The 25,945-nt window shown below is 66.1% G+C and carries 24 protein-coding genes and 1 riboswitch; of the genes, 11 read left to right on the top strand and 13 right to left on the bottom strand.

Going from position 1 to position 25,945, the window contains the following annotated elements; genetic code table 11:
• Nucleotides 1-542 (bottom strand): hypothetical protein (locus F7P65_RS20110; protein WP_150295016.1); only part of this gene is annotated, 542 nt, incomplete at its 3' end.
• A 240-nt stretch (nt 543-782) separates the two neighbouring features.
• Nucleotides 783-1,838 carry an LLM class F420-dependent oxidoreductase gene (locus tag F7P65_RS20105; RefSeq protein WP_240334408.1) on the bottom strand — a complete coding sequence of 352 codons (1,056 nt, stop codon included), beginning with the start codon at nt 1,836-1,838 and terminating at the stop codon, nt 783-785.
• 188 nt (nt 1,839-2,026) lie between these two features.
• Here F7P65_RS20105 and F7P65_RS20100 point away from each other — a divergent pair, with 188 nt between their 5' ends.
• The 3 genes from F7P65_RS20100 (at nt 2,027) to F7P65_RS20090 (ending at nt 5,997) form a co-directional block, all read left to right on the top strand.
• On the top strand, nt 2,027-3,799 hold the full coding sequence (locus F7P65_RS20100) for an FAD-dependent oxidoreductase (protein WP_240334407.1): 1,773 nt from the start codon (nt 2,027-2,029) through the stop codon (nt 3,797-3,799).
• 53 nt (nt 3,800-3,852) lie between these two features.
• Nucleotides 3,853-5,013 carry an oxidoreductase gene (locus F7P65_RS20095; RefSeq protein ID WP_162854724.1) on the top strand — a complete coding sequence of 387 codons (1,161 nt, stop codon included), beginning with the start codon at nt 3,853-3,855 and terminating at the stop codon, nt 5,011-5,013.
• A 210-nt stretch (nt 5,014-5,223) separates the two neighbouring features.
• Nucleotides 5,224-5,997 (top strand): glucose 1-dehydrogenase, encoded by a 774-nt coding sequence (locus tag F7P65_RS20090; protein ID WP_150295012.1) that lies wholly within the window; start codon nt 5,224-5,226, stop codon nt 5,995-5,997.
• A 91-nt stretch (nt 5,998-6,088) separates the two neighbouring features.
• Here F7P65_RS20090 and F7P65_RS20085 read toward each other — a convergent pair whose 3' ends face one another.
• The 6 genes from F7P65_RS20085 to F7P65_RS20060 all read right to left on the bottom strand — a co-directional run bounded on the left by F7P65_RS20085 (nt 6,089) and on the right by F7P65_RS20060 (nt 12,002).
• On the bottom strand, nt 6,089-6,937 hold the full coding sequence (locus F7P65_RS20085; protein WP_150295010.1) for an SMP-30/gluconolactonase/LRE family protein: 849 nt from the start codon (nt 6,935-6,937) through the stop codon (nt 6,089-6,091).
• 111 nt (nt 6,938-7,048) lie between these two features.
• Nucleotides 7,049-7,480: a DUF488 domain-containing protein gene (locus tag F7P65_RS20080; RefSeq protein WP_150295022.1), complete on the bottom strand. Its 432-nt coding sequence runs from the start codon at nt 7,478-7,480 to the stop codon at nt 7,049-7,051.
• Entirely contained in the window at nt 7,480-8,856 is a 1,377-nt protein-coding gene (locus F7P65_RS20075) for an efflux transporter outer membrane subunit (protein ID WP_150295008.1), read from the bottom strand. Before F7P65_RS20075 ends, F7P65_RS20080 begins: the two co-directional genes overlap by 1 nt.
• The gene (locus F7P65_RS20070; RefSeq protein WP_150295006.1) at nt 8,853-9,998 is read right to left on the bottom strand and encodes an HlyD family secretion protein; all 1,146 of its coding nucleotides are present in this window, start codon (nt 9,996-9,998) and stop codon (nt 8,853-8,855) included. Before F7P65_RS20070 ends, F7P65_RS20075 begins: the two co-directional genes overlap by 4 nt.
• The gene (locus F7P65_RS20065) at nt 9,995-11,668 is read right to left on the bottom strand and encodes an MFS transporter (protein ID WP_240334406.1); all 1,674 of its coding nucleotides are present in this window, start codon (nt 11,666-11,668) and stop codon (nt 9,995-9,997) included. Before F7P65_RS20065 ends, F7P65_RS20070 begins: the two co-directional genes overlap by 4 nt.
• Nucleotides 11,669-11,735: 67 nt before the next feature.
• Nucleotides 11,736-12,002: a hypothetical protein gene (locus F7P65_RS20060; RefSeq protein ID WP_150295003.1), complete on the bottom strand. Its 267-nt coding sequence runs from the start codon at nt 12,000-12,002 to the stop codon at nt 11,736-11,738.
• A gap of 46 nt (nt 12,003-12,048) precedes the next feature.
• Nucleotides 12,049-12,276: riboswitch (cobalamin riboswitch) on the top strand.
• A 177-nt stretch (nt 12,277-12,453) separates the two neighbouring features.
• On the opposite strand from F7P65_RS20060, the gene F7P65_RS20055 reads away from it, so the two are divergent.
• Complete coding sequence (locus tag F7P65_RS20055) at nt 12,454-14,460, top strand: TonB-dependent receptor (RefSeq protein WP_420853328.1); 2,007 nt, start codon at nt 12,454-12,456, stop codon at nt 14,458-14,460.
• A 37-nt stretch (nt 14,461-14,497) separates the two neighbouring features.
• On the opposite strand, the gene ung is transcribed toward F7P65_RS20055, so the two are convergent.
• On the bottom strand, nt 14,498-15,187 hold the full coding sequence (gene ung / locus F7P65_RS20050; RefSeq protein ID WP_150295001.1) for a uracil-DNA glycosylase: 690 nt from the start codon (nt 15,185-15,187) through the stop codon (nt 14,498-14,500).
• Between the two features lie 80 nt (nt 15,188-15,267).
• Here ung and bla point away from each other — a divergent pair, with 80 nt between their 5' ends.
• From bla to F7P65_RS20035, 3 genes are all read left to right on the top strand, one after another.
• The gene (bla, locus tag F7P65_RS20045; protein WP_150294999.1) at nt 15,268-16,245 is read left to right on the top strand and encodes a class A beta-lactamase; all 978 of its coding nucleotides are present in this window, start codon (nt 15,268-15,270) and stop codon (nt 16,243-16,245) included.
• Nucleotides 16,246-16,310: 65 nt separating this feature from the next.
• On the top strand, nt 16,311-16,676 hold the full coding sequence (locus F7P65_RS20040; RefSeq protein WP_150294997.1) for an Mpo1-like protein: 366 nt from the start codon (nt 16,311-16,313) through the stop codon (nt 16,674-16,676).
• 44 nt (nt 16,677-16,720) lie between these two features.
• Nucleotides 16,721-17,779 (top strand): GNAT family N-acetyltransferase, encoded by a 1,059-nt coding sequence (locus F7P65_RS20035; protein WP_150294995.1) that lies wholly within the window; start codon nt 16,721-16,723, stop codon nt 17,777-17,779.
• On the opposite strand, the gene F7P65_RS20030 is transcribed toward F7P65_RS20035, so the two are convergent.
• Together F7P65_RS20030 and F7P65_RS20025 are read right to left on the bottom strand one after the other, a co-directional pair.
• Nucleotides 17,757-18,617, bottom strand: a complete 861-nt coding sequence (locus F7P65_RS20030; protein WP_150294993.1) for a cupin-like domain-containing protein — start codon at nt 18,615-18,617, stop codon at nt 17,757-17,759. The two genes, F7P65_RS20035 and F7P65_RS20030, sit on opposite strands and share 23 nt — an antisense overlap.
• 10 nt (nt 18,618-18,627) lie before the next feature.
• The gene (locus F7P65_RS20025) at nt 18,628-19,755 is read right to left on the bottom strand and encodes a GNAT family N-acetyltransferase (protein WP_150294991.1); all 1,128 of its coding nucleotides are present in this window, start codon (nt 19,753-19,755) and stop codon (nt 18,628-18,630) included.
• 148 nt (nt 19,756-19,903) lie between these two features.
• On the opposite strand from F7P65_RS20025, the gene F7P65_RS20020 reads away from it, so the two are divergent.
• The 4 genes from F7P65_RS20020 (at nt 19,904) to F7P65_RS20005 (ending at nt 23,680) form a co-directional block, all read left to right on the top strand.
• Complete coding sequence (locus F7P65_RS20020; protein WP_150294988.1) at nt 19,904-20,899, top strand: NAD-dependent epimerase/dehydratase family protein; 996 nt, start codon at nt 19,904-19,906, stop codon at nt 20,897-20,899.
• Nucleotides 20,900-21,193: 294 nt separating this feature from the next.
• Complete coding sequence (locus F7P65_RS20015) at nt 21,194-22,201, top strand: KpsF/GutQ family sugar-phosphate isomerase (protein WP_150294986.1); 1,008 nt, start codon at nt 21,194-21,196, stop codon at nt 22,199-22,201.
• A 36-nt stretch (nt 22,202-22,237) separates the two neighbouring features.
• A complete protein-coding gene (gene kdsB / locus F7P65_RS20010; protein WP_150294984.1) occupies nt 22,238-23,065 on the top strand; it encodes a 3-deoxy-manno-octulosonate cytidylyltransferase in 828 nt (275 codons plus the stop codon).
• 9 nt (nt 23,066-23,074) lie between these two features.
• Nucleotides 23,075-23,680: a histidine phosphatase family protein gene (locus tag F7P65_RS20005; RefSeq protein ID WP_150294982.1), complete on the top strand. Its 606-nt coding sequence runs from the start codon at nt 23,075-23,077 to the stop codon at nt 23,678-23,680.
• A gap of 102 nt (nt 23,681-23,782) precedes the next feature.
• Here F7P65_RS20005 and F7P65_RS20000 read toward each other — a convergent pair whose 3' ends face one another.
• Nucleotides 23,783-25,132 carry an ATP-binding protein gene (locus tag F7P65_RS20000; protein WP_150294980.1) on the bottom strand — a complete coding sequence of 450 codons (1,350 nt, stop codon included), beginning with the start codon at nt 25,130-25,132 and terminating at the stop codon, nt 23,783-23,785.
• Entirely contained in the window at nt 25,132-25,851 is a 720-nt protein-coding gene (locus F7P65_RS19995) for a response regulator (protein WP_150294978.1), read from the bottom strand. The genes F7P65_RS20000 and F7P65_RS19995 overlap by 1 nt, the downstream gene beginning before the upstream one ends.
• Nucleotides 25,852-25,945 lie beyond the last annotated feature (94 nt).

The following is a 25,945-nucleotide window of genomic DNA, read 5'->3' as shown; positions in this document are numbered from 1 at the left end:
AAGGCCGCCTTCCGTCGGCGCTTACCAATGACCAGTTTGGGCCGACATTTCTCTATCCACGCACGCATGACAGGAAAGCGCGCGGCGCGTAGCCAAGTCTGGTATTCAGCCTTGGTTGCAAAGCCGGTGCCGTCAACGGCGTTGGCATCCCAAACGCCCACGTTGTTGAAGGGCTCGGGGAAGAGATTGCCTTTGAAATATCCTGTCGAGCCCCGTTCGAAAGGCCGCGCCTGTTCCGCGAATCGCCGATATTCCTCGGAGGGCGTGCCATTGAGAGCTGCAAGCAGCTTGAAGGCATTCCGATTATAGGGCCACTGGAGCTGCAGTTCGATACTGTATCGACCTAACTGCTGAGCCGCTTCCGGGCTGCGCCGTTCATCGGCGACCTGATCCGCTAGGCACCACCCGGGCTCAATACCCAACACCCAGATCGATTGCCTATCCGGCGCGCCTGGATCCCCGCCGTCGCAGGTTTCAAGAAAGCGGTCTGCATCTTCGGCGCGTTGCCGGAACGCACGAGCAACTTGCGAAATCTGATCCATTATGCGCTTTCAAGTGTGACATGGTGGATGAGCCACGAAGCTCCTCCGACACTTCCGCTGGCACCTGGACGAGGCTCACGTCAAGAGCAGCGTTTGGAGAGCGATTCGCTCCTGTCTGCTAGCACCGCCACCCCCTGTCCTTTCACATCCGTTCCGAATCACGAAAGCCCAGCTTTCTGGGGCTTTCAGCATGATTCGCATCCACGGTAGCCCCTCGATGACCGGCGTCCGATCGATCGCTCAAAGTCGGTCTGCGCCACTCGTCCCGCCGGACGCGTGCAGCTGCTGAACGATGTCGGCCCAGTCCCGATCGTCGTCGGCGTAGCGCGCCACGAGGTTCACGCGATCGGCGACCCCGGCCAATCTCACGTGGATGCGCTGTGCGATCTCGTCGCGCGGGGCCACAACCGCAAGGGCGTCCACCATCTCGTCGTCGATGAGCGCCGCCATGTCGTCCCATCGGCCTTCCTTGGACAGGCGATTCAGGTTCAGTTGGAGGTCGCCCCAGCCCTCGCATTCCAGAACGGGGCGGTAAGCCGGGGTGGAGCCATAGAAGGCGAGCTGCTTTTTGACGATCGCGCGCGCTTTCGCCAACTCGCGCTCGTCCCGGCCCGTGGCGATGATGACGTTGCAGGAGACATCGAATCCGCTGCGATCCACAGGGTTCTTCCGCAAGCCCGCCTCGATCGCGGGAAGGGTGATTTCGCGCAGCGAGCGCGCCGTATTGAATGGGTGGACAGTAAAACCGTCGGCCACTTCGCACACCGCCTCTGTCATCCGGCTGCCGACGCCGGCCGCGACGATCTTGGCCATGCCGTGGGGGTTGGGACCGGGGCTGAAGGTGGGGGTCATCAGCGTATGGCGATAGAATTCGCCTTCGAAGCGCAGCGGGACGTCGTTCTGCCAGCTGTCCCAGATGGCGCGGATCGCCAGGATCAGTTCGCGCATGCGCGCCGCCGGCCGCGACCAAGGCATGCTGAAGCGTTTCTCGATATGCGCCTGAACCTGTGAACCCAGGCCGAGGATGAACCGCCCTTGCGTCATCAATTGCAGGTCATAGCCGAGGTTGGCGAGGTTCATCGGATTGCGCGCGAACGCCACGGCAATGCCCGTGCCGAGCTTCAGCGTGGAGGTGGCCTGCGCGGCCAAGGCGAGCGGCAGAAAGGGATCGTGCTGGCCTTCGAAGGCAAAGGCTGCGTCATAGCCGAGCGTTTCCAGCTTTCTGGCATGGTCGCCAATAGCGTTGCGCGCGCCAAGCTGGGCGTTTGCGATCACCATCGTCGTGTCGACTTGCACGATCTCTCCTTCCCGTACTTGCATATTATGAAACCGTCGGTACCGATTGTCAAACGGGCTCCGTCAGGGCCGCAAAGGCCGAAGGTTCCGCTTGACATGCAGATCATTCCTCCTGTTACAGTACCACTATTACCAAAAATGGCGTGCCGAGGCGGTAATAAAAGATGCGCGCCCAGAGGAGGCCAGTCGTGATCAACAAGGTTGATGAGGACGATGCTCATATGGTGTCGGCCGCTTCCGACTGGGATGTCGTAACTGACGTTCTCGTCGTCGGGACCGGCGCGGGCGGGCTGACGGCGGCGATTGTCGCTGCGGATCAGCGGCTGCGCGTCATGCTGATCGAAAAGAGCGATCAGTTCGGCGGCACGTCGGCGACCTCGGGCGGGGTGGTGTGGATTCCCGCCAGCCGCGCCGCGCAGGAGGCCGGCCACTCCGACAGCGCGGACGAGGGGTTGGCCTATATCAAGGCGTTGGCCGGTGACGAGGTCGCCGATGCCCGCATGCGCGCGTTCGTCGCCGCCGGGCCGGAGATGCTCGACTATCTCGGCCGCACCACAGAGGTGCGCTACGTGCCGATCCCCTATCCCGATTATCATGCGGAGCTTCCCGGCGGGAAGATGGGCTGGCGCAGCCTCGAGCCTTTGACGCTGGACGGACGCCGGCTCGGCGCCGACCTCAAGCGGATGCGCCCGACGCATCCGGCGGGGATGCTGTTCGGGAAAATGGCATGGACCGCTGCGGAGGCGGCGCCGCTCATCACGCGGAGCAAGGGGTGGATCGCCATGCTGGCGAAGGTGATCCTGCGCTATTATGGCGACATTCCGCAGCGGCTCAGGTCGCCCCGCAACCGCTTCCTGACGACCGGCACCGCGCTGATCGGCCGGTTGAAGCTGTCGCTCGACCAGCGCGGCGTTGCGATCCACTATCGCAGCCGGTTGATCGACCTCGTCCGGGACGGGCAGCGCGTGATCGGCGCGGAGATCGAGCAGGACGGCAAGCGGCTGCGCGTCCGGGCGGAACGGAGCGTGATCCTGGCTTCCGGCGGTTTCGAGCGCGATCCCGCGCTGCGGGCGCACCATCTGCCCAGTTCGCCCAACCCCGAATGGAGCGGCGCGCAGGAAAATAATGTCGGCGACGGCCTGATGGCGGCAACCCGGATCGGCGCGGCGACCGAACGGCTGGATTCGGCATGGTGGACGCCGACGATCAAGGTGCCCGGCGAGGATCGGGCGCGGCCGGTCATCTATGAACGTTCGCTTCCCGGCTCGATCATCGTCAACCGCCATGGGCGGCGGGTGACCAACGAGTCTGCTTCCTACCATGTCGCGGCCGGCGACATGCAGGCGTCGGTTCGCGGCGAAGGCGGGCAGGGGGGCTTCCATATCCTCTTCGATGCGACCTTCCGGAAAAAATATCCGATGGGGCCGGTCATCCCGTTCGTGCCCGATTCCTTCTTCTCGAAGGGGGTGCGGTCGATCCTGGTGAAGACCCGCGATTGGGACAGGCTGGCGGCGCGGATCGGGGTTCCGGCGGACGCGCTCAAGGCGACCGTCGAACGCTTCAACCAGGATGCCGTCCGTGGCGTGGATAGCGAGTTCGGGCGGGGCGGGAACGGCTATGATCGTCTGTTCGGCGATCCGAGGGTGACGCCCAATCCCAATCTCGCGCCGCTGCTCAAGGCGCCCTTCTATGCCATGCCGATCAATCCGGGCGATCTGGGCACCAATGGCGGGTTGAGCGTCGATGAACATGCCCGCGTGCTCGATACGGCGGGGTACCCGATTGAGGGCCTCTATGCGATCGGCAATTGCGCGGCGTCGGTCATGGGACGGTCCTATCCCGGCGCAGGCGCGACGCTCGGCCAGGCCATGACCTTTGGCTATGTCGCCGCCCGGCACAGCGCGGGGAGGCATCAGGCGGATGAAGCGATTGATCCCGCCTTGCATGCGGCGCGGGCCTGATCGTCCGGCATATCATCGAAAGCGTACCAAAGTTTGGCGAGGGCATGACAAGGGTGAATCTGAATAGGCTGTTCACGCCGTGGCGCATGGGGTCGCTGACCCTGCCCAACCGCTTCATCGTGCCGGCCATGCAGCGCCATTGGTGCGATGACGGCTGTCCGACACCGCAGATGGCGGATTATTTCCGTCGGCGGATCGAGGGCGGCTTTTCCCTGGTCATCGGCGAATCCTCGGCGGTCGATCACCCATCCGCCACCCAGCAGCACACCGCCGCCCATGTGTTTGGCGATGCGATGAAAGGATGGAAACGCTGTATCGATGCCGTGCACGGCGCAGGCGGCAAGATGTTCCTTCAGCTCTGGCACGAAGGCGCGGTGCGCAAGGAAAATAGTGGCGGCCGCTTCCCCAACGCACCCTCGATCAGTCCGTCGGGTCTCGTCCGGAAGGGCGTCCCCAATGGCAAGGCGGCGAGCGCGGCGGATCTCATCGATCTGCGGGACGCCTTCATCAAGGGCGCGGTCGCCGCGCAGGACGCCGGTGCCGACGGCATCGAGGTGCATGCCTGTCACGGCTATCTGCTGGACCTGTTCCTCTGGCCCGAAACCAATATTCGCGATGACGGCTATGGCGGCGCGGATATCGCGCACAGGGCGCGGCTGCATGCCGAGATCATCGCCGGTATCCGGGAACGGACGGGCCCCGACTTCGTCATTTCCTTCCGCTTTTCGCAATGGAAAGAGGTCGATTATGATGGCGCCATCGTCTCCGGCCCTGCCGAACTCGAAACGATGCTGCGCCTCTTGGCCGAGGCCGGGACGGATATTTTCCACCCATCCGTGCGCCGCTTGAGCGCGCCTGCCTGGGAGGGGTCGGACCTGGGGCTGGCGGGCTGGACAAAGCGGCTGTCGCGCAAACCGGTGATCGCCGTGGGCAGCGTCGGCCTCAGCACCGACCTGATGACCAATTTGTTCGGCGAAATCGCCAATCCGTCTGGCCTGGCCGGACTCGCCGACGTGGTGCGCCGCTTCAACAATGACGAGTTCGACCTTGTCGCTGTCGGCCGCGCCGCCATTGGGGACGCCGCGTGGGTCGAGAAGGTCCGCACCGGCCGATTCGACGAACTCAGGTCCTTCAGTCCAGCCGATCTGACCGAAGGATCGGACTGGGAGATGAGCTTCGTTCTCGATGCCCATGGTGGGGCGGAGCCCTTGTGAACTCCGGGTTCAGCGCGAAGCTCCTGTCACCGGTGGAAGGTTCCTGCGCTGCCAGGGCAGAAATTGCGCGGTGGTACAGCCGGCGGGGACGGGGATGAAAATGTCCAAGCGCCATCGGTGTCCGGCGGTCGTTCAGCACTGTCAATGCATGGCAAAGACATCGGGACGACCCGTGAAGAGGCCGCGGGAAAGGGCGGAAGGAGAAGCGTCATGAAATCATTCGTATCGCCGGGGCTGGAGGGCAAGGTCGCCCTGGTCACCGGCGGCGCAAAAGGGATCGGACGCGCCGCCGCGCTGCTGTTCGGCGAGGCGAAGGCCCAGGTGGCGGTAAGCGATGTCGATGTGGCGCAGGGCGAAGCGACGGCGGCCGCCATCCGCGACAGGGGCGGCGAGGCGATTTTCCTGCGCGCCGACGTCACCGTGGAGGCCGAGGTCGCGGCGATGGTCGCGGCGACGGTCGCTCATTTCGGCGCGCTCGACTGCGCGTTCAACAATGCCGGTCTGGGCGGCGTTCATGCGCCCTTCCACGAGCTTGCGCTCGCCGATTGGGAGCGTATCCTCGCCGCCGACCTCACTTCCGTGTTCCTGTGCATGAAGCATGAACTGGCGCACATGGCGGCGGTGGGGCGCGGCGCGATCGTCAACACCGCATCGGGGGCGGGGTTCGTGCCCGCGCCGGGCATGCCCCATTATACCGCCGCCAAGCACGGCGTTCTGGGTCTCACCAAGCTTGCCGCGAAGGAATATGCGCGGGCTGGCATCCGGGTGAACGCGATCTGCCCGGGCGTCACCGACACGGCGATGATGCAGGATTTTATCGGAGGCAGCGCCGAACTGGAACGGATGATGCTCGACACCTTGCCGTTCGGCCGCATGGCGCGGGCCGAGGAAGTGGCCGGGGCGGCGGTCTGGCTCTGTTCGGACGCCGCCAGCTTCGTCTCGGGCGACAGCATGCTCGTCGACGGCGCGTCTGTGTGCCGTTGATCACGGGAATCTGAAGAGGGGGAGAGCATTTCCGAAGCAGATGGCATCATCTACTGGCTCGGAACATGCTCGAGTCCGCGATCCGCGAGGGTCAAAATCCCTGTCCGGGCACCTCCACACGCACCGTTTCGACGGCCGCGCCGCGCGAGCCGCTTGTCACCCCGGCATAATCGCCCACGAAGGTGCAGCAGAACAGGGTCCGGCCATCCTCGCCACCCAGTGCGCAGGCGACGGCATTGCGCTCGCCGACGGCCACGCGATCGGTGATCTGCCCGTCTTTGCCCACGCGGATGAACTCGTTGGTGTCGTAGCAGGCGACCCACAGGCCGTCCTCTGCATCGGCGCAGATGCCGTCCGGCGAGCGATCCTTCAGCCCGGCGTACAGCCGGCGACCCGAAAGGCTGCCATCGGCATCGCGGTCGAAGGCGATCAGCCGCTGCGCCCAGGTTTCGGCGACCACCAGCAGCCGACCCTCCTCCAGCAGCGCCGTGCCGTTCGGGAAATCCATCTGCGGCGCGGCGACGCGCGCGCTGCCATCCGGTTCGACAAGGATCAAATCCGCTTTGGCCGGAGGCGCGCCGCTGAAGAGGTCATAGCCGAAATGGCCGACATAGGCGCGGCCCTGAGGATCGACCCACATATCGTTGCAGTCCCCGCTCGCCAGCGCGGAAAGGTCGGCGTGGAGCGCCAGAGCGCCCCCCTCGATCCGCATCACCCGCCGATCCGCCATCGAAACCACCAGCGGCGTGCCGTCGGGCAGGAAGCCGAGGCCCGACGGGCGGTTCGGCACGGCGCACACCGTCTCGCGCGCGCCGTCCTGGGAGAGACGGAGCACCTCATGCCCCCACATGTCGGACACCCAGAGCGCGCCCCGATGCCAGCGCGGTCCTTCCAGAAAGACGAAGCCGTCCGCCAGCGGGGCCGTCTGATGCTCCTTCATATGTCCGCTCCCTGTCATTCTTGCCGGTGGCGCATATCGTCACTGTCCCGCGCGCTTCGGGTTAAGGCCATGTCCGCCTGCGCGTTCGAGACAGCGGCTTATATCGTCGGGTTAGGGCGTGAGGTCCACCCTTTCCGCGTCCGGCAGGATCGTGTCGAGCAGCAGGGACCGGTGACAGGCCGCTGCATCCCGTTCGAAGCACAGCAGCGCCGTCGGCTGCGCCTGCGCCATGTCGATAAGCTGCGCCGCCTGCACCATCGCCTCGGGCAGTTCGAGTTGCCCCGCGTAGATTTCCGCCAGCCGCTGGTGCTGCCCCTTGCGCGCCGCCTCGCGTCCGGCGGCGGGCGTGCCCAGCGCCTTCAGTCCAACATAGTCGATCCCTGCCTCGCGCAGCCCGGCGGCCAGGATATTCTTGGAAAAGCCCGGGCGGCGGGAGAGGGGGACCGCGCGCACATCGGCCAGCAAGGTGACGCCCGCCGTCTTCAGCGCCGCGATCACGTCCGCCTGCGTCGCGCCTTCATAGCCGATGGTGAAGATCTTCATCATCCCTCCCAGCCGCCGCCCAGCACCTGATACAGCGTGACGAGCGCGTTCAATTGATCGACGCGCAACTGCACCAGCCCAAGGTCGGCCGAGAGCAAGGCCCGCTGCGCATCCAATTGCTCCAGATAGCCGCTATAACCCGCCTGATAACGATTGGTCGCATGGCGCAGCGCATCGGCGATGGCGACGCGCTGTGCTTCCGCCGCGGCGCGCTGGCGCGACAGGCTGGCGACATTGGCGAGCGCATCCTCCACCTCGCGAAAGGCGGTGAGCACCGTCCTGCGATAGGCGAAGGCGGCCTGATCGCGCCGCGCCGTCGCTGCATCGGCATTGGCGCGCAGCCGCCCACCCTCGAACAGCGGCGCCAATATGCTGCCGCCCAGCGACCAGATGGAGAGCGTGTCGGGCAGCGCGCTGTTGAACACCGCCCCCGTCGAAGCGGACAGGCGCAGCGTCGGCAGGAATTGCTTGCGCGTCACCGCGAGCGAACTGTCGGATGCCGCCAGCGCAAATTCCGACTGCGCGATGTCGGGCCGATGGCGCAGCAGGTTCGACGGCAGGCCGGCATCGGGCAAGGGCGGCGCGGTCAACCCGGCCAGCGACGTTCCGCGCCCGATCGGTCCCGGAACGTCCCCGATCAGCAGCCGCAAACCGTTTTCCGCCCGGGCGATGGCAAGGTCGACCTGCGGCAGGATCAGCGCCGCTGCCTGATATTCCGATTCCGCCTGCCGCAGTTCGAGCTGTGAGGTATAGCCCGCCTCTGCCCGCGACCGCGCCAGCCGCAATGCTTCGGACCGCGACTGGATCGTCTGCTGCACCACCGCGCGCCGCGCATCCAGCCCCAGCAGCGTGACATAGCCCGATGCTGCCGCCGCCGCGACGCTGAGTTGCGCTGAATCCCGCGCCGCTTCACTTGCCAGCCACGCGCTGCGCGCCGCCGATATCTGGTCGTCGATGCGGCCGAACAGATCGACCTCATAGGCGGCCTGCACGCCGGGCTGCGCCGATGTGCTTTCGGTCGAGGTGCCGAAGGCGCTGACCGACCGGCTCTGGGACGCCGCCACGCTGGCATCCACGCCGGGGAAAAGCGCCGCCCGCGCCAGACCGACCTGCGCCCGCGCCTCCCGCACCCGTGCAACCGCCAGGGCGATGTCGACATTATGCGCCAGCGCCGCCTCGACGACCCGGGTCAGCGCCGGATCGCCGAAATGCCGCCACCAGCCCGCATCGACCGCCGCCGACCCCGGCAAAGCGTCGCGCCAGCCGGCGGGCGCCGTCACCGCCGCCTCGGGCGGGGCGGCCTGATGCGCCGGCACGCAGCCACCCAAGGGCGCGCCCGCTATCGCCAGGCCCAGCAGGACGCCCGCGCGCCTCATCGCGACCGCGGCTCCGGCCCGCCGGTCGTATCCACCCAGGCCTCCACCGACATGCCCGGCCGCAGCCGCGCATAGAGCGGATCGCCGCGGTCCACCGCGATCCGCACGGTGATGCGCTGTGGCACTTTCACGAAATTGCCGGTGGCATTGTCGGACTTGATGACCTGAAACTCATTGCCCGTCGCGGGGGCCAGCCGTTCGACCTTGCCCCGGATTTCGGCATGATCCAGCGCATCGACGCGCATCCGCGCGGGCTGGCCCGGCGCCATGCGCGCGGTCTGCGCCTCCTTGTAATTGGCCGCCACCCAGATGACCGGCGGCACCAGGAAGGTGAGCTGCGTGCCCGCCGTCACATATTGGCCCAGCCGCACGCCGACCTCGCCCAGCCGCCCGTCCTGCGGCGCCCGGATGAGGGTGTTGGCGAGGTCGATCTCCGCCAGTTTCAACGCGGCCTTCGCCGCCTCCACGCCGGCGCGCAGCCCGCCGCGCCCGACCGTGACGGTGCGCACCTGCTCCTGCGCGACGCTGCGTTGCGCCTGCGCCTGCAACAGCGCCGCCTCGGCCTGTTTGAGCGCGGCCAGGGTCTGGTCGCGTTCGCGGATCGACACGGAGCCTTCGCCGACCAGTTCGTTCACCCGGCGCATGTCCGCCTGCGCCCGTGCCAGTTGGGCTTTGGCGTTGACGACGCTGGCTTGCTGTCCACCCAGTTGCGCTTCGCTCGACCGCTGGCTCTGCTCGCTATTGTCCAGATTGGCGATCTGCGCCGCGACCTGCGCCTTTGCCTGATCCACCCGCTGGCGGTAAATGCGGTCGTCGATCCGGGCGAGTATCTGCCCCTTCCTGACCCGCTCATAATCCTGCACCGCGACCTCGACCACATAGCCGCTGACCTGCGGCGCGATCACCGTGGTCTGGCCGCGCACATAGGCATTGTCGGTGGTCTGCACGACGGAGGAAAAGGGCGGCAGGCCCCAGGCATAGAGGATCAGCAGTGCGCCCGCGACGATGAACGCCACCGTCAGGATCATCGTCCCACGTCCCGCCCTGGGCGGCGCCCAGCCCCTTTTTGGCGATTCGGCTGCGGGTGCTTCATCCGGCACTTCGACCGGGTCGTGCAACCGTTTGTCTTGCGGTTCCGTCATGATGCGGCCTTGTTCCTCATCGCAGCCAATGCCGCCAGTTCCTTGCCAAGGGGGGTGATCCCCTTCCATTTGAAATAGCCCCACCGCGCCAGCAAATAGAGGAAGGCCAGCGTCGCCAACACGCCCACCAGCGCGAACACATCGTTGAAGGCCAGAATATTCGCCTCCCGCGCGACCTGTTGGCCCAGCAGGATCGTGCCCTCCGCCTGTCGCAGCGCCGGGTCGCCCAGGGTTCGCGCATAGGCGCCGCCCAATTGTTGCAGCCGCAATGCCGCCTGCGGATCGGTCGGCAGGATCGACTGCACCAGCACTTCGGAATGCAGGCGTTCGCGAACGATCTGGATGCTCCCCAACAGGGCCGCGCCGCCCAGACCGCCCAATTGCTGCGATATGCTGAACACCGCGGAAAAGCTGACGAGATGGCTTGGTCCCCGGGCCAGAGCCTGCAACATCCCGCCCATCATCGCCGGCCCCAGAAAATAGATGGCGGCGAAGGCGATCATCACCTGCGTTCCGTAAAGCTGCGCCGGTCGCGTCAGATTGCTGGCATCCATGTCCATGAAGGCGGCCGCCGCGATCAGCGCGCAACTGACGATGACCGGCCGCAACAGGTCCGTGGGGTTCAGCGTCACCAGACTCGCGACCAGTCCCGCGATCGTTGCCAGCGTCATCACGGCATAGAAGATGACAAGCTGGTCCTGCCCCATGCCGACGACGTTCAGCAGCCCGCTCGCGCCGTAATTCTGTTCCGACAGCAGCACGCGCATGCTGGCTGCGATAATGGCGAAGCGGACGATCGCCGCGCTCCCCATCCAGCGCGTGTTGAGCAAGGGATTGGCGCGGTTGTGCTCTACCGTGAGTGCGGCGCCGACCAGCAGCAGCGATCCGGCCAGCGCATGGCCCAGCCAGGGCGTGGACCACCAGACGATGCGGCCCTGCGCCAGCACCGCGCAGAGCAGCGCCATGCCCGGTGCAAAGAGCGCGAAGGTCAGGAAATCGAGCGGCTCGAACGCCTCGATCCGCTCGCTGGGCGGCAGGCGCAGGATCGACACGCAGGCCAGGCACAGCAGCGTCAGTCCCAGTTCGAACAGGAACAGGTTCTGCACGTCGCCATGGATCAGCAGGGCAGGGGAGATGGCCCGCGCCAGCGGCAGGGCGACCTGCGACATGCCCACGCCCAGCACCAGCCCGCCCAGCCGCTTGTCCGGCGGCATCGACTGCGACATATAGAAGAGGCAGAGCGTCGACAGCCCGCTCGCCACCATGCCCCCCGCCCCGCGCACGATCAGTTCGAAGCCATAGCTGTGGACGAAGATTTGCGACAGGTTGAGCGCCAGGAACCCGGCCAGCACCATGCGGGTGAAGCGCTGGATGCCGAATTGCTGGCGGAATTTGATGAGCAGCAGACTCATGCAGATATTGGTCATCGAATAGGCGGCGGTCAGCCAGCCGCCCTCGACATTGGTGAGCCCCAGCGCGCCCTGGATCTGCGGCAGGTTCGCGGTCAACAGCCCGTTGATGAAACCGCCCGTGAGCCCCAGTAATGTGCCGATCAGGAAGTAGCCGATCCGGCGCGACGTCGGATGATCGGGCGTCGCGGGCGATCCCGGCATCAGCGGCCGCTCATGCGGCGCGAACCGATAGTCCGGCGATCCTTCCCCTATGTTCAAGCTGCCTCCTCAAGCCGTGTGCGCAACCGTCCCCGGGCGATTATTTTCACCTCTTTTCAAGGGCTGTCTAGTCCCCGTCGCTATCGGCCCGTTCCATCATTTCCAGGAAGTCGCGCGCCGCGTCGCGGTCCGCCGGGTCATCGAACGCCTCCTCCAGATCGGGTGCCGCGCCCAGCAGGACCATCAGCGACCACAGCGCGAAGCGACGGGCCCTGTCCGTTTCCAGCCCGAAATCGACGCGCATATGCTCCAGCCCGGCGGCCAGCGCATCGGGGGTGAGCGCATCCAGGTCGCGGACGCCGAAATAGCGGTGGAGTTGATCGTCGAAATGCATGGGCCGCCTCTATCCCATCTTCCCATCGCCGCAAAGCGTGCCTATGAACGCCCTCGATCGCGCCGGCGTCCCGAGAGGGACTTTTAATAGGGAATGGGGTGCAAATCCCCGGCTGTCCCTGCAACTGTAAGCGGTGAGCGAGAGGCATATCGATCCTTCCGGAGCGCGAGGGATCAGCCACTGGGCCGGACGCAAAATCCTGCGAGGCTTGGGAAGGCCATGTTTCAAGCGATGACCCGTGAGCCAGGAGACCTGCCAGCGTCTGGTCGCTCTTGCCCTGGTCCAGGGGATGGCCGCGGCACGGTGTCTTTCCGTCTGAGCGACGAACGAGCGGTGGAGGCCGCTTCGGTTCGCGTGGCGGCCGCTTGATGGCGTCCGGCCGCTGTCGCGCGCCGGTCGTCCCGGACGGCAGGCCTCCCCCGGGCAGTCGCTGGCGCCGGAGGACATTGTTTTGAAAATTGGATGGATAACCACCCTGATCGCCGCGGGCCTCGCCCAGCCGGCGCTGGCCGACACGCCCGTTGCCGAAGAGGCGGCGGCACCGACTATCGTCGTCTTCGGACGCGGTGAGGAAAAGATCGGCGTCGCCCATGCCGCGAGCGAGGGCAGTGTCGGCGGCGCCGACCTGCTGGTCCGCCCGCTGCTGCGCGTCGCCGAACTGCTGGAGGCCGTGCCCGGCATGGTCGCCGCCCAGCATTCGGGCAGCGGCAAGGCGAACCAATATTTTCTGCGCGGCTTCAACCTCGACCATGGGTCGGACTTCACCACCACCATTGACGGCGTGGAGATGAATTTCCGCTCGCACGGCCATGGTCAGGGCTATCTCGACCTGAACGGCCTCATTCCAGAGATCGTCGCGCGGGAGGATTTCCGCAAAGGCCCCTATCGCGCCGATGGCGGCGATTTCGCGCTTGCCGGGGCGGCATACATGACCACCATCGACGGCTTCGCGCGCCCGTGGATCGCGGCGGAGGGCGGTTCCTACGGCTCGCGCCGCCTGGCGGCGGGCGGCACCATCAGGGGCGTCGGCGCCGGCGACCTGACCCTGGTGGCGCAGGCCAAGCGCTATGACGGCCCCTGGGAAGAGGCGGAGCATCTGCGCCATTATAGCGGCTTCGCCAAATATCGCCTGCCGCTGGGCGGGGGCGAACTGGACGCGACCCTGCACGCCTATCGCGGCACCTGGCACCCGACCGAGCAGATTCCCGAACGGATCGTCGGTTCCCCCATCTGCCCCGATGTCTTTTGCTCGCCCGATCCCTCGGCGCGCGGCGAAACCACGCGGATCGTCGGCAATATCGCCGTCACCCAGCCGGGCTGGCGCGCCAATGCCTATGTCCAGTTCTATGACTGGGCGATGTTCAGCAACCCCACCTATGCCGACCCGGACGGCACCAGTGCGCAGATCCGCCAATATGACCGCCGCTGGATCACCGGCATCACTGCCGCGAAGAACTGGGATGTCGCCTCGGCCCTCACCCTCAGCATCGGCACCGAAAACCGCTTCGACCATATCGGCAATGTCGGCGTCGACCGCAGCGCGGACCGGCAATGGCTCTTCTCGCTCGGCCGCTATCATGTCGAGCAACTGTCCACCGCCCTCCATGGCGAAGCGAACTGGCAGCCTTTGCCGGGCCTGCGCCTGATCGGCGGGTTGCGCGGCGATTATTATCATTACAGCGTCCGGGCCAGGGATGCCGCCGCGCAGGCGCTGGGCGAGGGCAGCGGCCATGACGCCATCCTCTCGCCCAAGGCGTCGGTCGCCTATCGGGTCGCGCCGCATCTGGAACTTTACGCCAATTGGGGCCGGGGTTTTCATTCCAACGATGTGCGCGGCGCGGTGAATGTCGACACGCCGGTCCCGGTGCTGGTGCGCGGCACCGGCAAGGAACTGGGCGGGCGCGTCCAATATGGCAGCCTTTCGCTCACCGCGACCTATTGGTGGCTGGATGTCGGCAGCGAACTGCGCTTCGTGGGCGACAGCAACGCGGTCGAACCGACCGGCGCCAGCAAGCGGCGCGGCTATGAACTGGTCGCCTTCTGGCGTCCGCTGCCCTGGCTCGCGCTGGATGGCAACTACACTGCCAGCCATTCGCGCTACGACAATGGAGACCGGATTCCCAACGCCTTCGAAAATGCCGCGTCAGCGGGTGTGGCGATCATCCTCGATCCCTGGGAAGCGAGCATTCGCCTGCGTCATCTCGGCCCCTATCCGCTGGTCGAGGACAATAGCATGCGCGACAAGGGCAGCACGGTGGTCAACGCCCGCGCCGCCTGGAAGGGCAAGCGGATCGAGCTTTATGGTGAACTGCTCAACATCTTCGACAGCCGGGACAAGGACATCGCCTATCATTATGAATCCTATATTCCCGCTTTCGACAGCGCGCCGGTCGAAGGCCGCCTCAGCCGCGTGATGGAGCCGCGCACCTTGCGGTTGGGCGTGAAGCTATACTTCTAGGCAGGAAGGGCTCCTGCCCGCGCAGGAGCCCTTCGCTCTACACCTGCTCCGGCAATCCCCAGTCGATCGCCCCGCGTCCTTTCTCCTCCAGAAAGGCATTGGCCTGCGAAAAATGCCGGCATCCCAGGAAGCCATTATGCGCGGAGAGCGGCGAGGGGTGCGCCGCCTTCAGCACCAGATGGCGCGTGCCATCGACGAAATCGCCCTTGCGCTGCGCATAGGCGCCCCAGAGCAGGAACACGACCGGCTCGCTCTTCTGGTTGACCAGCCGGATGATCGCATCGGTGAACTGCTCCCAGCCGCGCTTCTGGTGCGACGCGGCCTTGCCCATCTCCACCGTCAGCACGCTGTTGAGCAGCAGGACGCCCTGCTCCGCCCAATGCTCCAGAAAGCCATGGCGGCGTGGCGTCAGCCCCAGGTCGCTCTGCAATTCCTTGTAGATGTTGACCAGCGAAGGCGGGGTCCGGACCCCCGGCTTCACCGAGAAGCACAGACCATGCGCCTGCCCCTCCCCATGATAGGGGTCCTGCCCCAGCACCACGACCTTCACCTTGTCGAGCGGGGTCAGGTCCAGCGCCCGGAAATATTCGCCGCCCTTGGGAAAAATGCGCTTCCCTGCGGCCTTTTCCGCCTCCAGAAACTGTTTCAGTCCCTGCATATAGGGACTTTCAAATTCCCCGAGCAGCGGCGCGCGCCAGCTCTCGTCCAGCTTGATGGTATCGTTCATGGCCCGGCGTGATGAACCGGGCGCCGAACCGCTGTCAACAGCCCCTTGCCTGCGACCGGCGAATCGAGGAAAGGGGAGGGATGCCACGCCTTCGTACCGCCAGCCGTTATTGCGCCTTTCTCGCGCTGTTCCTTGCCCCCTTGCCGACCGCCGACGCCTTCGGCCCGACCCCCAATCCGGTGCAGCAGAGCGCCGAATCCCGCCTGATGGGGGAATTCGCCCGCTTCGCAACGCTGACCGACGGCACGGTGGGCATTGCCGTGCGCGACCTCTCCTCGGGCGAGACGCTGGCCTATAATGGCGACACGCTGTTCCCGATGGCCAGCACCTACAAGGTGGCAGTCGCGGCCAAGATCTTCTCCCTGCTCGACGCGGGCAGTCTCAACCTCGATGAAAAGCTGACGCGCCTCGGCCGTCCACTGCCGGTGCGGACCCTGCTCGAAATGAGCCTGACGCAGAGCGACAATGAAGCGACCGACGCGCTGGTCGCCCGCACGGGCGGGCCGCAGGCGGTCAATGACTGGGTTCGCTCGATCGGGGTCAAAAATCTGCGCGTCGACAGCAATACCCGCGACCTGCTCGCCCGCGCCAAGGTCGCGGGCAGCGGCTTTGGCGATGAGGCCGCGATGGAAGCCGGCCTCTCCGCCGCCCAGCGGGACGCCCGCGACATGCCCAATCTGGGCTTTGCCATGGACCCCCGCGATACCGCGACGCCGCGCGCCATGGACGACCTGCTGGTCGCGATCCGATCGGGCAAGGCGCTGAAGCCGCAGAGCACGGCGATGCTGCTGTCGATCATGGAACGGTGCAAGACCGGCAAGGACCGGCTGCGCGCCATGCTGCCGCCCGGCACCCGGATCGCGCACAAGACGGGGACGCTGAACGGCATCGGCAATGATGTGGGCATCGTCACCTTGCCGGACGGACGGCTGTTTGCCATTACGGTTTTCGTGATGAAGGATTATAAAGGGCACCAGATGCGCGACCGCATCATGGCCGAAGCGGCGCGGGCCGCCTATGATTATTTCCTGTTCGCCCCCGATCGGCACACGGCCTGACGCATCGGGCTTAACATCGATCATCTTGCTCGATAGCGCGTGACGCTTGAGGGAAGGATAAGGCCATGCAGGGCAAGGCGGCGTTCGGGGACTTTTGGCCCTATTATCTGCAGGAACATGCGCATCCCGGCACGCGGGCGATGCATTATGCCGGCACCAGCATCGTCGTGTTGCTGGCGGCGGCCTTGCCGGTCGCCGGACGATGGTGGATGCTTCCCGCCGTGCCGCTGGCCGGTTATGGTTTCGCCTGGCTTGGCCACAGCCTGATCGAACGCAACCGCCCCGCCACCTTCCGCCATCCCCTGTTGTCGCTGCGCGCCGATTTCGTGATGTGGTTCCGCTTCCTGACCGGGCGCATGAAACAGGAGTTGGCCCAGGCCGGCGTTCGCCCCGATGGATCGGTGGACCCCCGCCTGCGCCGGGAACTGTAAGCCGCCGCTTGACCCTTGTCGCCGCTCTGCCAAAAGAGCGGTCCATGGCCCTTACCGCCCAGTTCCTCCGCCTGCCCGATCTTGCGGCCCTCGGTCCCCGCTGGCAGGCGCTGGAGGCGCGGGCCGATGGCGGTTTCTTCCTGAGCTGGACCTGGATGGGGGCGTGGCTGGAAAGCTATGGTGCCCGCCCCGAATTGCTCGCGATCACCGATGATGGGGGGCAGGATGTCGCGCTCGCCCTGTTCGGTCAGGCGATGCAATCCCGGCTGCTGGGACGCAGCGCGACCCTTTGGTTGAACCAGTCCGGCGATCCGGCGACCGACCGGCCGTTCATCGAATATAATGGCCTGCTCACCGCCAGAGACAGGGCAGGAGAGGCGAGGGAGGTCGCGCTTCGGGCGCTCGGCAAGCGCAAGGACTGGCGCAGCCTGCGCCTCAGCGGCATCGCGGCCGGATCGGCGCTGCTGAATATTCCCGCCCGCCGCAAGAGCCGGATTGACCTGTCCCCGGTCTATCAGGTCGATCTCGACGCCGTCCGCGCCTCCGACTATCTGTCCCTGCTCAGTTCCAACAGCCGCAGCCAGATCCGCCGCGCGATCAAGGATCATGGCGGCGCGCTGCCCCGCATCGCCGCGGCAACGCCCGCCGACATCGCTCCCTGGCTGGCGGAGATGCAGGCCCTCAATCGGGGCCGCCACGCCGATAATGCCTGGGGCGGCGACGCCTTCCGCCATTTCGTCGCCACGCTTGCGGCCCGGGGCGGCGATGCCGTGGAACTGCTCCGTATCACGGACAGCGGGGGCGTGGTCGGCCTGCTCCTCAACTTCATCCACGAGGGCGTCGCGATGAATTACCAGTCCGCCTTCGCGTCGCCCCGCAGCGCGAAGGACAAGCCCGGCCTGCTCTGCCACGCCGCCGCCGTCGACCATTATGCCGGGCGCGGTCTGGGGCTCTATTCGCTGCTCGCGGGCAAGGATCGCTACAAGCAAAGCCTCGCCACGCGCGAAGAGGCGCTCGAATGGTGGCAGATCGACCGCTTCAGCCCCCGGCTGGAGGCCGAAGCCCTGCTCCGCAAAGTCCTTAGGCGCCCAATTTCCGCATGAGGCGATAGGCCAGTCGCCGCACCCCCTGCTTTTCGGGTGTCGCGCCGATCCGCCCGGTGGGGAACTTCCGCCGCCGCAGCAGCGCGTTGAAGCTGTGCAACTCCCCCTCGGCCACGCTCCGTTCCGACCGCCAGGTAACGGACAGGCTGACTGAGACCGCAGGGCCGTTTTCCACGAAATGCGGGGCCTTCACCGGCACGTGGATGGCATCGCCCGGCATCAGCGTCACCGCCGTTCCACGCCCCCGGAAGTCCTCCCGCCAGTGGAGATTGCGGTGCCCGCCCGCATGGAAATGCTCGCTCTGGATCGCGGGCACCAGTAACTCGTCGCCCGCCGGAAAGACCGTCATGGTCTTTTCCCCCCGGATCTGGAGCAGGATATTATGCTCCGGGTCCATGTGGAATGGCGTCACGCTGCCCGGCGAGGAGAGGAAGATGAAGGCCTCGCGATGCAGCATCGGCCCGGTTCGCCTGTCGACCAGCGGCAGCAGTTCGTCCAGCGCCCGGTCGAGCAGCGCGCCATAGGCTGCGTCGCGCTCCACATTCTTCAGCACCGCCCAGCTGCCGTTGGTTTCGATGGTGCGGATCGTCTCGCCCAGCGTCAGGCCGTTCGAAGGCGTATCCTCGGCCCGTACGCCGAGCGGCAATTTGCCGAGATTATATTCGACCGACGCCGACGGCATCCGCTCCGCAAGCCCCGCCAATGCCTCCAGCGTCAGCAGCTCATGTCCCGCCAGTCCATGGCTGAGCTTCGCCGCCCGGTCGGGATAGGCCGCCGCAAAGGCCGCCCGCGCGTCATGGGGAAACACCGCCGCTTCGATTGGCCTGAGCGCGTTCATTGCTGTCCCTTCAACTTTGCCCTTTGAGGCGGCGGCTCAGCGCCTCGACGCCATTGGCCAGCGCGAAAGCGGCTTCGCGCCTTGCCCGCGCCAGACCCTGCCCCCGCAAGGCGATGCGATATTGGGTGATGGTCCGCCGTTCCGCCCACAGGCTGTCGATCATCGGATGGTCCGCCGCCGCGCAACTGTCCATCCAGCCGATCGCCGGATCGCCCTGCACCGCATGCAGATTGGCGATCTCGATCAGCACGCCCGGCGAAAAACGGCCCAACGCCTCGTCAAAGGCGATCTTGAAGGAAAAGGCACCCGCGCCATGGCGGAAATTGACCAGCATGGCGATGGTCCGCCCGTCAAGGTCCAGGCGCAGGAAATGGAGCCGTCCATTTTCGAACGCCGCCGCGCAGGCCGCCCGGAAAAAGGCCGCATCCTGCGGTCGCGATGCCAGTGCCGTCCCTTCCGCGCCCTTCCAGCCGGCGGCCTCGAGCGCCAGAAACTCGCCGCACCAGCCCGAAAGGTCGACGGCGTCGGTCAGCAACCGGCTCTCGACCGTCCCCAGATCGGCCAGCCGCTTTTGCAAGCGCCGCAATTCCTTGCGCTTCTTGGCCCGCACATGGGTTTCCCAATAGGCATCGGCGTCCAATTCGGAACGCAGCATCGCCCGGTCATAGCGATGCACCTCGCGCCGCCCGCGCCGCTGCTCGACGCACAGCGCCTCCAGCGCCGCCGCATTGGCGCCCGCCGCGTCAAGACCGCGCAAATGCAGGAAACCCGGCGCCCAGGCCGCTTCGTCCAACTGTTCCAGCAACCCCCGCCACGCCGCCATTTCCGCGCCCCGCCGAATCAGCGGCGCGCCGAAGAAGCAATGGTCATGCATCCAGTTGGTGACGCAGCCCGCGGGCAACCGGCCATAATGCCCCGCGACCGTCACCGGCATCAGGCCGATCAGTTCGCCGTCCTGTTGCGCCTCCAGCACGCGCACCGCGCCGTCGGCCAGATGATCCAGCGCCGCGCACAGCATTTCGGGCAGGTAGAAAGCATTGGCCTCGGCCGCCGCCTCGGCCAGCGCAGCCCAGCGCACGCGCTGCGAGGGCGCATAGGGGCGGGCTGCCGCCAAGGCGGGGTGGGAGGCCATGTCCATGCTTCCGGCAATAGGCGGGAATGATTATGGAATGCCTAATCGCCGGGATTTTTGGGGTGGACCAAGGCCCTTATGGGGAAAGCCCTTTACATCGCGCGCCGGATTGTCTGTGAAGCAGGCGAGTGCACAGGAACAGGAACGACGCCCCATGACAATCCTCGTGACCGGCGCCGCCGGGTTCATCGGCATGGCCGTGGCGGATCGGCTGCTGTCGGAGGGCCGGGCCGTGTTCGGCGTCGACAATATGAACGACTATTATCCGGTGTCGCTGAAGCGCGACCGGATCGCGGCGTTGGAGGAACGCCATGGCGGCCTGTTCACCTTCGCGGAACTCGACTTTGCCGACATGGATGCGTTGCAGGCGACGCTCCATGACCACCCCATCGACGCCATCGTTCATCTGGGCGCCCAGGCGGGCGTGCGCTATTCGCTGATCAACCCCCATGCCTATGTCCGCTCCAATCTGGCGGGCCATGTCAACATGCTGGAGCTGGCGCGCGAACGGCGGGTGCGGCACATGGTCTATGCCTCCTCCTCCTCGGTCTATGGCGGCAACGACACGCTGCCCTTCCGGGTCGAGGACCGCGCCGATCACCCCGTCTCGCTCTATGCCGCGACCAAGCGGGCGGACGAACTGATGAGCGAGACCTACGCCCATCTGTTCCGCATTCCGATGACGGGCCTGCGCTTCTTCACCGTCTACGGTCCGTGGGGGCGTCCCGACATGGCGATGTGGATTTTCACGTCGAAGATTCTGGCAGGCCAGCCCATCCCGGTGTTCAACCATGGCCGGATGCAGCGTGACTTCACCTATATTGACGACATCGTCAGCGGCGTGATCGGCTGCCTCGACCATGCGCCGGAGGATGACGGCGCGGCGAAGGCCGGGGGCAGCCGCTCGCCGCACCGGCTCTACAATATCGGCAATAACCGGCCGGAGGAGTTGATGCACCTTATCGCCGTGCTGGAGGAGGCCTGCGGCCGCAAGGCGCAGATCGACTTCCAGCCAATGCAGCCGGGCGACGTGCCCGCCACCTATGCCGACATCAGCGCCATCGCCACCGATATCGGCTTCATGCCGACCACGGGGATCGAGATCGGCGTGCCGCGCTTCGTCGACTGGTATCGCGCCTATCACGATTGAAGCCGCCCAGAACCGGCATCGGGCGAAAAGGTTCCGCGGACGAACGCGCTTTTGTGAAGTTGATCGCATTTTCGGCGATTGTGGCATGAAATACGCGCAAATCTTCGTTCGCGCCCGCGAAAGCGATTGCCATTATCGGGCCAAAATGCCTATCCCTCTTGCCCGGGTCCGGGTTCGTTCGAACCGGATGGGTCGCGGAACGAAAATAGGACGGGACACCGTGGGGCGGTGGTCCGTCGCCATTATCGTCAGCTGGGGCAAGCCAGCGGCGACGATGGAAAAAAGGGCTTACGCGTGTCGACAGTATCGAAAATCGTGCCATTCGGCTCAGGCGGACGCATCGCCGAAAGCGCGCGCCGCACCTTATCCATCGCAGCAGAGGGGCTGAACGCTCTGGAATCCCAGTTCGCCGAACGGGAATTTTCCGCTACCTTTCTGCGCCTGGTCGGCGTCATCATCAATGTGCGCGGTCGGGTGATCGTCACCGGTATCGGCAAGAGCGGCATCGTCGCGCGCAAGATGACGGCGACGCTCACCTCCACCGGCACGCCCGCCATCTTCCTGCATCCGGCCGATGCGGGGCATGGCGATCTGGGCATGGTGACGCCGGACGATGTCGTGCTGATGCTGTCGCATTCCGGCGAGTCCAGCGAACTTGGCCCGATCATCCAATATTGCAAGCGTTTCGCCATTCCGCTGCTGGCGATGACGGCGCGGGCCAGCAGCACTGTCGCCGCGGCTGCCGATATCTGCATCCTGATGCCGAATGTCAGGGAAGCCTGCCCCAACTCGCTGGCGCCGACGACATCGACCACCATCCAGATGGCCTTTGGCGACGCGTTGGCGATTGCGCTCATGGAAATGCGGGGCTTTTCGGCGGACGATTTCCACAAATTCCATCCCAATGGGCGGTTGGGCGCGCAACTGATCAAGGTGCGCGAACTCATGGCGCTGGGCGCGGACGTGCCGCGGGTGGAGGAGGACGCCTCGCTGCTTGATGCGACAATCGAGATGACCCGCGCCCGATTGGGCGGAACGGCGGTCGTCAACCGCAAGGGCGAACTGATCGGCGCCTTCACCGATGGCGACCTGCGCCGCACCGTCACCGGCACCCGGCACATGAACGAGCCGGTGGGGCACCATATGACCGTCGAGCCGCTTGCGGTGGGGCCGGAGGAACTGGCGTCCGAAGCGCTCCGCCTGATGCACGACCATAATATCACGCTGCTTTTCGTGTGCGAGAAGAACCGGCTGGTCGGCGCCATCCATATGCATGACCTTCTCCACGCAGGCGTCGCCTGAGTTGCAAGTCCCACTTCTCGGCTCCGCCTGAACTCAATGGCCACTGCTCCAACGCTCGTCGTGATTCCGGCGCGGGCAGGCTCTTCGCGCCTGCCGCGCAAGCCGCTGCGCCCGATTGCGGGCCGTACCTTGCTGCACCGGACCATCGCCATGGCCCGCGCGGCGACGGCGGGCTTGCGCGACGCGGACCTGCTGGTGGCGACGGATGACGAGGAAATCGCGGCCCATGCCCAGGCGGTGAATTGCAAGGCGGCGATGACCGACAGCATGATTGCCACTGGCTCCGGCCGGGCGCTCGCCGCCGCCCGGCAAAGCGCCACGCCGCCCCGGTTCATCGTCAATCTTCAAGGCGATTCGCCGTTCCAGCCAGAAGGCGCGTTGCGCGCCGTCATTGCCGCGCTGGAGACGGGGGCGGAGGTCGCCACGCCCGTCATCGCCCTCGACTGGCCCGCGCTCGATGCGTTGCGCGAACACAAGATGCGTTCGCCCTTCAGCGGCACGACCTGCGCCCGCGCGCCCGATGGCCGGGCGCTCTGGTTCTCGAAAAACATCATTCCTGCCATCCGCGATGAGGATGCGCTGCGCCGGAGCCAGGCGCTCTCGCCGGTCTGGCGCCATGTCGGCTTATATGGCTACACGCTCGATGCCCTCACCCGCTTCGAGGCGACGGCACCGACCACACTGGAAAATCTCGAAGGGTTGGAACAGCTTCGCCTTCTGGAACTGGGGATTCCCGTCACCACCGTTCCGGTCGCGCCGCCGCGCTTCGACAGTTCCGGCATCGATACGGAGGCCGACATCACGCGCGTCGAGGCGTTGATCGCCGCCCATGGCGATCCGACGCCGCCTCTCGATCCGGGCTGATCGCTCTCCATGCGCCGCGTCTTCATCATCCGCCACGGCAACACCTTCGTGAACAGTGCCGAAGCGTGCCGGATCGGCGCCGGCACGGACATTCCGCTGGTGGAGAGCGGCTGCGCCCAGGCCGACCGCCTCGGCCATTATTTCGCCGCGCGCGCGCTTCCCGTCCGCTGCCTGCACAGCAGTCCGCTGAGGCGCGCCCGGGAAACCGCCACCCGCATCGCGGCTGCCATGGGGGAGCCTGTCGGCGGACCGCTCCCCTGGCTCAATGAGATCGATCATGGTCCCGATGAGGGCCGTCCGGAAGCCGAAGTGCTGGCCCGGCTGGGGCCGGAAGCCCTGACGGCGTGGGATGAGCAGGCCATCGCGCCGGACGGCTGGAAAGTCGACGCCGAAACCCGCATCGCCGCCTGGAAGGCCTGGTTCGCGCTGGCGGGCGAGGGCGCCGACCTGCTCGTCACCAGCAATGGCGCGGCGCGGTTCGCGCTGCTGGCGCTGGGCCTGCCGCTCGCTTCGCTCAAGTTGCGGACAGGCGCTTTCGGCGAGCTGTCGATCGATCGGAAGGGGCGACCGGAACTCGTTCGATGGGACGAGCGGCCTTATACCAAGGCGCGATGAGTTTGACTCATCGGATCTTGGTAAAACCCGCGCGGCGCCTGAGCGAAACCCACTTGTGATCGGTCGAAGACCGAGCGCGATGGTATCAGGATGAACTGCCTCTCAAGCGGGCAGGACCAGACTGGCCTCCAACCCGCCTTGCGGGCGATTGGCCAGCCTCAGGACGCCGCCATGTTCGGCCATGATCGCCCGGACCAGCGCCAACCCCAGACCAGCGCCACCTGTCTCCCGGTTGCGCGATCCCTCCAGACGGGTGAAGGGTTCCATCATCTCCTCCATCCGATATTCCGCGATGCCGGGGCCGTCATCCGCGACGATCAGGCGGATCGCCCCATCGCCTCGCTCCACCGAGACATGCGCCCGCTCGCCATAGACGACGGCGTTCTCGATCAGGTTGCGCAGCGCCCGGCGAATCTGCTGCGGCCGGACATTGGCGACCGCCCGTCCGCTGTCGCGCAGGTCCACCGGCGATCCCAGTTCCAGAAAATCCTCGACCACCGCATCGGCGAGCGCGGCGAGGTCGACCTTCTGCTGGGCCTCGCTGCTGCGACCGGCGCGGGCCAGAGACAATATGTCCTCCAGCATCCGGTTCATCTCGTCGATCGTCTCGGACATGCGGGCGCGCTCGCTCTCATCCTCCACCGATTCGGTCCGGACCCGTAACGAAGCCAAAGGCGTGCGCAGGTCATGGCCGATGGCGCCCAGCATCCGGTCCTTTTCATTCAGCATCGCGAAGATGCGGCTGCGCATCGCGTTGAAGGCGGTGGTTAGCTGACGCACGTCGCCCGGCCCGCGCTCCTCGACCGGGTCGGCGGAGCCGGTGCGGGCAAATTGTTCGGCCGACCGGGTCAATTGCCGCAGCGGCTGCGCCAGTCGCCGCCCGACCCACAGCAGCGGCACGAGCACGATGACATAGAGGATCAGCGTCTGGCCGATCAGCCAGCCGCCGACGCGGGGCGCCCGGTCGCTGCTGCGTGACTGTGTGACGATCCATTTCCCCGGCTCATATTCCGCCGCCATGATGAGCCGCGTCGGGTGCCGGCCGTCCGGCACGGCTCCCATCGCCCGCATCCGCAGCGCGTCCCGACGGCGCGGCGGCAGGTGCTGACTGTCCTGCGTCACCTGCACCGACCGGATGGACAGCCCCAGATCGGCGAACATCGCCATGGCCCGGCGCTCGACATCCGGTCGCGCCTGCCCGGTCATAGCCGGTTTGGCGGCGACAAACTGGGCACGGGCAGGCCTGCCATTATCGGCATTGGGGCGCGCGCTCCGGTTGTCGAGCGCGTCGACGATGCGATAGACGCCAGGCGCGGTCTGCGCCGCCAATTCGAAGCGGTTCCGCTCACGCAGCAGCAGGGCGAAATTGATCGCCTGCGCCACGAACAGGGCCAGGGCGACGAGCAGGATGATCTGGCCCACCAGACTGCGGGGCCAAGGGCGAAAGGGCATCACAGCTTGCGCACGTCGGCGGACAAGGTGTAGCCGCCGCCCCAGACGGTCTTGATGAGCGTCGGGCTTTTCGGATCCGGTTCGATCTTCTTGCGCAGCCGGCTGATCTGATTGTCGATGGCGCGGTCGAAGGCGTTGGCTTCCCGCCCCTGCGTGATGTCGAGCAACTGGTCGCGGCTCAGCACCTGATTGGGCCGGGTCGCAAAGGCCAGCATCAGATTATATTCGGCGGTGGACAGCGGCAGCGACACGCCCTCGCTGTCGACCAGCGTGCGTTCCTGCGTCTTGAGCAGCCAGTCGGCAAAGGCGTAGGTCGCGCCGTCCGGCGCGGTGACGCGCTGGCCCCCCGTGGCGACGCGGCGGAAGATCACCTTGATCCGCGCTACCAGTTCGCGCGGGGAGAAGGGCTTCAGCACATAATCGTCCGCGCCCATTTCCAGCCCGACGATGCGGTCCGTCTCTTCCGACTTCGCGGTGAGCAGGATGACCGGGATTTCGCTGGTTTCCCGGATATGGCGGCACAGCGACAGCCCATCCTCGCCGGGCATCATGATGTCCAGTACCACCAGATCGATGGCATTGGCGTTGAGCCGCACCCGCGCCTCCGCCGCATTTTCCACGGCGGTCACGCGGAAGCCGTTGCGGACCAGATATTGCGCCAGCGGCTCGCGGATCGAACGCTCGTCATCGACGAGCAGCAAATGGGGTCGTTCGCTCATAACGGGCTTCTTGTCATGGCATCGCGCAGGTTGGAAGGGCGAAGGACGAGGTCCGAACCTTCGCCCTTCCTCTCGCGGCCGGTGCGAGGCGCAG

The organism is Sphingobium estronivorans (assembly GCF_008692605.1).
GTDB classification, from domain to species: Bacteria; Pseudomonadota; Alphaproteobacteria; order Sphingomonadales; family Sphingomonadaceae; genus Sphingobium; species Sphingobium estronivorans.
Note: the sequence above shows the minus strand (reverse complement) of the source record. Positions and strands in the feature narration are given on the sequence as shown.

Excerpts from the sequence above, each read along its gene's own strand:
- F7P65_RS20090 (WP_150295012.1), top strand. The coding sequence starts at position 5,224 with ATGAAATCATTCGTATCGCCGGGGCTGGAGGGCAAGGTCGCCCTGGTC.
- F7P65_RS20085 (WP_150295010.1), bottom strand. The coding sequence starts at position 6,937 with ATGAAGGAGCATCAGACGGCCCCGCTGGCGGACGGCTTCGTCTTTCTG.
- F7P65_RS20080 (WP_150295022.1), bottom strand. The coding sequence starts at position 7,480 with ATGAAGATCTTCACCATCGGCTATGAAGGCGCGACGCAGGCGGACGTG.
- F7P65_RS20075 (WP_150295008.1), bottom strand. The coding sequence starts at position 8,856 with ATGAGGCGCGCGGGCGTCCTGCTGGGCCTGGCGATAGCGGGCGCGCCC.
- F7P65_RS20070 (WP_150295006.1), bottom strand. The coding sequence starts at position 9,998 with ATGACGGAACCGCAAGACAAACGGTTGCACGACCCGGTCGAAGTGCCG.
- F7P65_RS20060 (WP_150295003.1), bottom strand. The coding sequence starts at position 12,002 with ATGCATTTCGACGATCAACTCCACCGCTATTTCGGCGTCCGCGACCTG.
- ung (WP_150295001.1), bottom strand. The coding sequence starts at position 15,187 with ATGAACGATACCATCAAGCTGGACGAGAGCTGGCGCGCGCCGCTGCTC.
- bla (WP_150294999.1), top strand. The coding sequence starts at position 15,268 with ATGCCACGCCTTCGTACCGCCAGCCGTTATTGCGCCTTTCTCGCGCTG.
- F7P65_RS20040 (WP_150294997.1), top strand. The coding sequence starts at position 16,311 with ATGCAGGGCAAGGCGGCGTTCGGGGACTTTTGGCCCTATTATCTGCAG.
- F7P65_RS20035 (WP_150294995.1), top strand. The coding sequence starts at position 16,721 with ATGGCCCTTACCGCCCAGTTCCTCCGCCTGCCCGATCTTGCGGCCCTC.
- F7P65_RS20030 (WP_150294993.1), bottom strand. The coding sequence starts at position 18,617 with ATGAACGCGCTCAGGCCAATCGAAGCGGCGGTGTTTCCCCATGACGCG.
- F7P65_RS20025 (WP_150294991.1), bottom strand. The coding sequence starts at position 19,755 with ATGGACATGGCCTCCCACCCCGCCTTGGCGGCAGCCCGCCCCTATGCG.
- F7P65_RS20020 (WP_150294988.1), top strand. The coding sequence starts at position 19,904 with ATGACAATCCTCGTGACCGGCGCCGCCGGGTTCATCGGCATGGCCGTG.
- kdsB (WP_150294984.1), top strand. The coding sequence starts at position 22,238 with ATGGCCACTGCTCCAACGCTCGTCGTGATTCCGGCGCGGGCAGGCTCT.
- F7P65_RS20005 (WP_150294982.1), top strand. The coding sequence starts at position 23,075 with ATGCGCCGCGTCTTCATCATCCGCCACGGCAACACCTTCGTGAACAGT.
- F7P65_RS20000 (WP_150294980.1), bottom strand. The coding sequence starts at position 25,132 with ATGCCCTTTCGCCCTTGGCCCCGCAGTCTGGTGGGCCAGATCATCCTG.
- F7P65_RS19995 (WP_150294978.1), bottom strand. The coding sequence starts at position 25,851 with ATGAGCGAACGACCCCATTTGCTGCTCGTCGATGACGAGCGTTCGATC.